Annotated in this window: 9 protein-coding genes; all 9 read right to left on the bottom strand. The window is 47.1% G+C overall.

The window, feature by feature from the left end; all coding sequences use genetic code 11:
• Positions 1 to 355, bottom strand: a 355-nt coding sequence (locus tag L2748_RS22885) for a hypothetical protein (protein WP_248957774.1), incomplete at its 3' end; no start/stop codon positions are given.
• A 242-nt stretch (positions 356 to 597) separates the two neighbouring features.
• Positions 598 to 891, bottom strand: coding sequence for a HigA family addiction module antitoxin (locus tag L2748_RS22880; RefSeq protein ID WP_220783407.1), 294 nt, complete (start codon positions 889 to 891; stop codon positions 598 to 600).
• The gene (locus L2748_RS22875) at positions 891 to 1,169 is read right to left on the bottom strand and encodes a type II toxin-antitoxin system RelE/ParE family toxin (RefSeq protein WP_220783406.1); all 279 of its coding nucleotides are present in this window, start codon (positions 1,167 to 1,169) and stop codon (positions 891 to 893) included. The genes L2748_RS22880 and L2748_RS22875 overlap by 1 nt, the downstream gene beginning before the upstream one ends.
• A 31-nt stretch (positions 1,170 to 1,200) precedes the next feature.
• On the bottom strand, positions 1,201 to 1,698 hold the full coding sequence (locus tag L2748_RS22870) for a hypothetical protein (protein WP_220783405.1): 498 nt from the start codon (positions 1,696 to 1,698) through the stop codon (positions 1,201 to 1,203).
• A 43-nt stretch (positions 1,699 to 1,741) separates the two neighbouring features.
• Positions 1,742 to 2,983 carry a TraB/TrbI/VirB10 family type IV secretion system protein gene (locus tag L2748_RS24580; protein ID WP_220783404.1) on the bottom strand — a complete coding sequence of 414 codons (1,242 nt, stop codon included), beginning with the start codon at positions 2,981 to 2,983 and terminating at the stop codon, positions 1,742 to 1,744.
• A complete protein-coding gene (locus L2748_RS22860) occupies positions 2,976 to 3,413 on the bottom strand; it encodes a hypothetical protein (protein WP_246616287.1) in 438 nt (145 codons plus the stop codon). Before L2748_RS22860 ends, L2748_RS24580 begins: the two co-directional genes overlap by 8 nt.
• Positions 3,414 to 3,430: 17 nt before the next feature.
• Positions 3,431 to 4,294 (bottom strand): P-type conjugative transfer protein TrbG, encoded by an 864-nt coding sequence (gene trbG / locus L2748_RS22855; RefSeq protein WP_220783403.1) that lies wholly within the window; start codon positions 4,292 to 4,294, stop codon positions 3,431 to 3,433.
• A gap of 2 nt (positions 4,295 to 4,296) precedes the next feature.
• Positions 4,297 to 4,983, bottom strand: coding sequence for a VirB8/TrbF family protein (locus L2748_RS22850; protein WP_220783402.1), 687 nt, complete (start codon positions 4,981 to 4,983; stop codon positions 4,297 to 4,299).
• Between the two features lie 6 nt (positions 4,984 to 4,989).
• On the bottom strand, positions 4,990 to 5,906 hold a 917-nt coding region (locus L2748_RS22845), incomplete at its 5' end, for a hypothetical protein (RefSeq protein ID WP_476712906.1).

Below are 5,906 nucleotides of genomic sequence, written 5' to 3'. Positions count from 1 at the left end.
TCCATGCAACCTGAGTGAACTTGTCTTTGGCAAACCAGCGGTTCATGGCATCAAAGTAGCTTTCATCGGGATAGATGAAGTGTGAATGCTGATAAATCACCGGCTTAGCCGCTTCAACACTCAAAGGCGCCTCTACTTGTGAGTGAACTTGTTTGTTGATAGTCACTGCACTTGGCTCTAGTTCGTGCGCCGTCACTTGGTGCGCAGCTGCACGAGCAGTGATAGGCGGTAGCATTAATTGGGCATTGATGACGGGTTTTCCGTCTTTATCAAATGACACGGATTCTTGTTCAAAATGAGCAGCGTGTAGCGCAAATGGCGCGCACAGTAGCGCCGCCGTGATTATGTTTTTCATGGCAAACCTTTGAGTTTGTTAAGTTAACAGGGGTGTAGAAAACCAAACAGAGAGACTAAAGTGAAAATGAACGGAAAAAGCGATGTGACGCTTTTTATCGAACGATAGAAGTCAGTTTTAGTTGTAAGTTGTATTGGTAGAAACCAAGAATGATCTTGGCTATGGTTTGTGTCGTGCGGTTGAATAGAACACTTTTGAAATGTTATGCAGGCGTAGATGATGTTATCTACGCCTTAGATTGGTTATGCGAAGGCAAAATTAATCGTTGATACTTTATCTAGGTCAACGTTTTTTTTGGCTTGCCATAGGCTGTAATTATCTTGCATTGTAAGCCAACTTTGAGGTGTACGACCTAATGCTTTAGATAGTTTTAATGCCATTTCGGGGGTAATGGTGCTTTTCCCTGAAATAATTCGACTGAATGTAGAAGCTGATACGTTAAGTTTGCTCGCTATAAATCGGCAACTGTAATCAAATGGCTCCATATAAATATTGTATATAAATTCCCCAGGATGTGGAGGATTGTGCATCGTCATTAGTGATAGTCCTCATAGTTAACAATATATGCATGTCCGTTGATAAACTCAAAAGTAATCCGCCAATTGCCATTGACCGTGATAGACCAAGTGTCCACTCTTTGCCCTGATAGACCATGAAGTCGAAAACCAGGTAGATCAATATCGTCAATAACAGTTGCGGTATCAATAGCAGTGAGCTGCATTCTAAGCTTCTTTTCGTGCTTAGCTTGGATCCCTGCTTTACTTCCGGTTTCAAAGAACTTTTTTAGTCCTTTATGTTTGAATGATTTTATCATTAGTATAGTTTATATTGGTGCGCGATGCGCATCAATTGTTATTATTAAAAGAAGATTTATTCAATGTGATGTTTTCCATGAACCACAATAGGCTTCCCGCGCTCGTTGATAGGGTGCTCATAGCAAAAAGCATGAGGTGTGAATGTTCTGGATTACTGATTTCACTATAGATAAGCGTTATCCGCTCCAGAAATAAACTGGGCTCCACGCACCATAAGCTAATCACGAACCAACAAATTAACCAAGGGATAGTAAAGAAGCATCGCACTATCGAGCGGGTGATCCCCATAAGGTGGCGTTTACCATTGGCTTGAGAATAATCCTGTAACCGCTTTTTCGCATTAGCCGCCTGAGGCGATTGGCTTTGGGCGACCTTTTGGTCATGTTTTTCTTGAAGGTTAATGATAAAAGCAATATATGGCCATAGGCATAGCGCCATAACTAATGTCCAAAGTCCTAACGGGGAGAAAATTAATCCCCCCGTGAAAGGAAGCAAAATGGCCAAAATCAAATACTTGTATTTAAACATTTTGTACTCCTTACAAGGGTTCCTTGTAAGCCATTAACCAGGGTTAACGGCGTGGGATATACGGACTTAACAGGACGTCTTTATTGACCATCACGTTAAATCGGTAACCATTACGAATAATAATGCGCGGTTGCACGTCTAAGTTTTTCTGAATAAGACTACTACCGGTTTGGGCAAACTGTTGGGTTACGCCGTCTGCAATGGCACTTGGTGTATCACTGTCGCCGTTATCACTGACACCCGCTTGCGCGGCGCCGGAGATCATGCCAAGCAGCAAAGCATTACCAAAGATTTTGAAGTAGTGGTTATCAACCTCATCTTCAAAGCCTGCATACCCTTGTGTGTCCATGCCGCCCATGTTTTCAAGATTAAGCGTTGAACCATCGGGAAAGTTTATCCGGCTCCATGCCAGTAATACTCGTGATTGGCCATAAGCGATTTGGCTGTCATACACCCCATACAACTTACTACCTTGAGGAATAAGCAAATGCGCTCCACTGCCACTGTCATAGACATTCTGGCTTACCGAGGCAATAACTTGACCGGCTAAGTCTGAGTTTATCCCGCTGATTAATGTGGCGGGAATAACTGTACCCACCTTAAGCTCATAAGGACTGATTGAGGCTTCCTTAGTGTGCTGTAGGTAATCAATTTGGCGATGCTCCTCCATAAAAGCCCGCTTTTGTTGTTGATGATTGGGTTGCCCCGCACCGTAACTTTCTAATCCTGCCGTCGTTGTTGGCATCGCAGATTGCTGTGCAATGCGTTCTTGCAGCATTTGCGCCTGTGCGTCCAGTTGCGACAAGGCATCATTGGTTGCTTGCGCGTTGCTTTGAGGGCTTTTAAGTTGCACCACCGTATCGCTGGCCATGGCGCTCATTAATTGCTGCTGGCGGTAATCGAGCATTTGTTGCTGATAGGCCATTGAGCGCTGCATATCGAGGGTTAACACTGGTGGAGGTACAACAACCGGCACCACTTGCGGCGGTGGTATGAGCTCAGCCTCCTCAGTTTTGGGTTTTATGGCCGTGGTTTTATCCAGGTTCACCGCAACCAATTCAGGTACTTCGCCTTCACTGCTGCGCTTATCTGCCGCAGCGGCTTGCTCGGCCTCTGCCCCCCCGCTTGATGTGTCGGTCCCTTTACTGGCTAGCGCCCACAGCATTAACAACACAATTAAACCTAATATACAGCTACCAAAAACAACGAGCTGCTTTTTTAAGGATTTTTTGTTGGGGTGATGGGAGTTGGGATCTTGATTGACGATTGGGTTAACATTACTCACCGGATACCCCCTCAAAGACACTGGTTGTGGCTAATGGTCTTAATATCTCATTGTGATCCCGTAACCAAATGCGTTGAAACGAGAAGCGGTCGTTAACCATGACACGAATGTAGAGTTGCCCTTCATTCAGTGTATCAAGGGTGTAATACAGTTCGTTGTGAGTCTTGGCGACCGGTTCTTCTTCGCTGATAGTTCGCACATATACCGCTAGACCTTGTTTGCGTAGCGCGGTTTCCACCGCTTCGGAAAACGAGGTACTGGTAGACCACATCGGGTAATCAAACTCGAACGTGGCTGCCGCGCCGTGTTTCTCTTTTATCAGCCAGGCTAGATCTGATGCGATCAGTGTTTCTTCGCTATCAGATAAAGAAAAGTTGAAATAGTTACGAGGAGAGGTGTTGCAACCTGCCATTAAGATGAGGGTGAACACAAAAATAAACTTACGCATCATTCGCCCTCATACTCAATTAAGATGGATTCTTGATCGCCGCCCACATCGACCACTAACATGATCGCTGATGACAGTTGATCGACAATGAAACGCCCGTTAATACGGCGCCCATCATGAATGTAGCTGTTTTTGTAACGGTAATTGACCAGCTCTTGTTGATTGCCGTTGACCACTAATAAGGTTGGTAAGGTGCGGTGCTCGACTTTCGCTGGCATTTCGATAATGGTTTTTTGACCATCGTTGTAAACCCGTAGCGGTTTGAAATTGGCTTTACCGGATACGTCATAGTTGAAATCAAGCTCAGGGACGCGTTGGCCATCGGGCAAGGTGTTAAGCTGGGTTTCAACCTGCATATCTTGCTGGTACTTCGCCCACTGCGCGGCTCTTGCTTCGGGGTATTCAAAGTTCACAATCGGCATCCACTTGTCTTTATCTGATACAAGCTTGACCTGATAAATGCGTTTATTGGTGGCGATGGTGAGCGTGGTGTTTAGATCTACATCGGTTGGCTTGATAATAAGTTGGGTGCGCTTGTTAACCCCCGAGCCTGATACGGTAGGCGTCACGCGCCAACGAACCGTGTCACCGATTTGTAGACCGCCATCTTGGTTAATGACTTCGCCGGTATCGAGTTCCAGTACACAGGTTTTAAAAGGCGCACAGACTACGGTTGGTAGGGTGCTACCATAGAAGTAAGTGACGCGGCCACTACCATCGGTGATCGCTTTGTGTTCCTTCCCTATCCACTTTTGCGATAGCTGTAGGGCTTGTTTTTCATTTGAAGTGAGTGGCGCCGTTTGGCTAAATGCTGGGAGCGCCGTACTTGCCAGTAATAAAGTCGCTAATATTGGGTATTTCATGGTTAGTTGATTTCCGTCACTTGGTAAGTGGTGATCCATAATCCCGTCGGGTTACTCATAAACCCTTGTTGAGAATTGGGTGTTTGATTTATGGCGGTGACCACCGCTCTAAATCGTGGGGTTGATTGCAGTGTGCCTTTACGGTCAATAATGGTTTCAGTCCATTCCACTTGATATGAATTGCCATTACCGAGTGGGAGTACACTTTGGACTTTAACGGTCACTAACTCTGATTCAGCGCGAACAACTGGGATATGAGTTTTGCCTAAGTAATGTGAGATTTGGCCATACGCCGTGTCGTTACTGCGTAAATGGGCAAAGGCATCTATGGTCGCTTTTTGCTGGGCAAAGGGATCGGAATAGACGCTACGAACATTTTCAATAAAGCCACTGATAAGTGAGCGGGTAACCATTTCTCGTTCGCTATCGGGTAAGTGGTCGAGTTGCTGCAAGGCAATGACCTTGTTATCACTGATGGCCAAGGCGTAAGGTTGGATCTTACTTTGTGCGCCAATGTAACCCACACCCATCACGGCAAAGGCGGCAACGGTGAGTGAAAGAATGGCAATAATGCGCCAGGTTTTAAGTTGATGAACGGTGTCACCAATGCGTTCGTCCCATTCCATACGGGCGCGTTGATACATCAAGCTCATTTCATCTTGAGCTTGTTCGGGTGTGTTGTCTGTCATTAAGGGTTACTCGCGGTTGTTTTTGTCTTGGGTGTAGGCGACATAATCTGTGAGGTTAAAGGTATGCCCTGGTTCGTCTTTCCACTCGTTATGATTTTTGCGTGCTTGTTGTTGATTTTGAGGTGACAGGCTGTTGAATCCGCCACTTTGTTGCATCCATGGGGCAGACTTAGCATTGCCACTATTCGCATTGTTTGTGGACTTGTTGGCTCCTAGGCTTTGTGCCGCTCGACCCGTTAACGAGTCAGAAGTGGCAGAAAATGGCGCTTTAAACTTATCCATTCCCGATTTAAAGGCGTTGGCGGCAGAACCTTTTAACTCGTTACCGATGGCTTTACCTGCAATACCGGCTGTAAGTGCCGCAGTAGCCGCAAAGCCCTTTTTAGCAGAGGGTGAACCGCCACTTGCTCCGCTGTCACTTTGAGAATTTGCGCCTGTTCCACTTGCACCAGAGCCAGTTGATGAACCAGAGTCCGTGCGGGCTTCACTAGGTGAACCTGATTGAGCGGGATCACCGTTGCTTGATTGGGCGCTTGCATCACTTGTTGCAGCGGTTTCTCCGCTACCGGCTTCACTTGGATTTTCGCTGGGCGAATCGCTTCCGCCAGTGTCTTCACTGCCAGAGTCGTAACCCTCACTTGCCCCGCCTTCACTTCCCGCGTCGCTCGATGCACTGTCAGGTGGTGGGCTTGTGGCTGGGTCGTTTTCGTCTGAACTGTCATCATCACCACCGCCGCCTCCGGTTGCTTCATTCCAGGCACCTTTTAAAAGCTGTGACATGTTGCCAGCGCCTTGTGCCATACCGCTTGCACCGCCGGCTGCTGCATAAGCGCCCGCGGCGGCACCTGCTGCAAGGGCGGCGACTGCTGCCGCTGCTTGCATGGCTCCCGCTACCGCGTTGCCCGTGGTTTGGTCTGTGCCAC

The organism is Shewanella sairae, assembly GCF_023283535.1.
In the GTDB taxonomy this organism is placed as follows: Bacteria; Pseudomonadota; Gammaproteobacteria; order Enterobacterales; family Shewanellaceae; genus Shewanella; species Shewanella sairae.
The sequence above is the reverse complement of the archived record's forward strand: the minus strand, read 5'-3'. Positions and strand labels throughout refer to the sequence as shown.

What these genes read in the sequence shown, in the direction of transcription:
- L2748_RS22875 (WP_220783406.1), bottom strand. Translation starts at nt 1,169, where the DNA reads ATGATAAAATCATTCAAACATAAAGGACTAAAAAAGTTCTTTGAAACC.
- trbG (WP_220783403.1), bottom strand. Translation starts at nt 4,294, where the DNA reads ATGAAATACCCAATATTAGCGACTTTATTACTGGCAAGTACGGCGCTC.
- L2748_RS22850 (WP_220783402.1), bottom strand. Translation starts at nt 4,983, where the DNA reads ATGACAGACAACACACCCGAACAAGCTCAAGATGAAATGAGCTTGATG.
- L2748_RS22870 (WP_220783405.1), bottom strand. Translation starts at nt 1,698, where the DNA reads ATGTTTAAATACAAGTATTTGATTTTGGCCATTTTGCTTCCTTTCACG.
- L2748_RS22880 (WP_220783407.1), bottom strand. Translation starts at nt 891, where the DNA reads ATGACGATGCACAATCCTCCACATCCTGGGGAATTTATATACAATATT.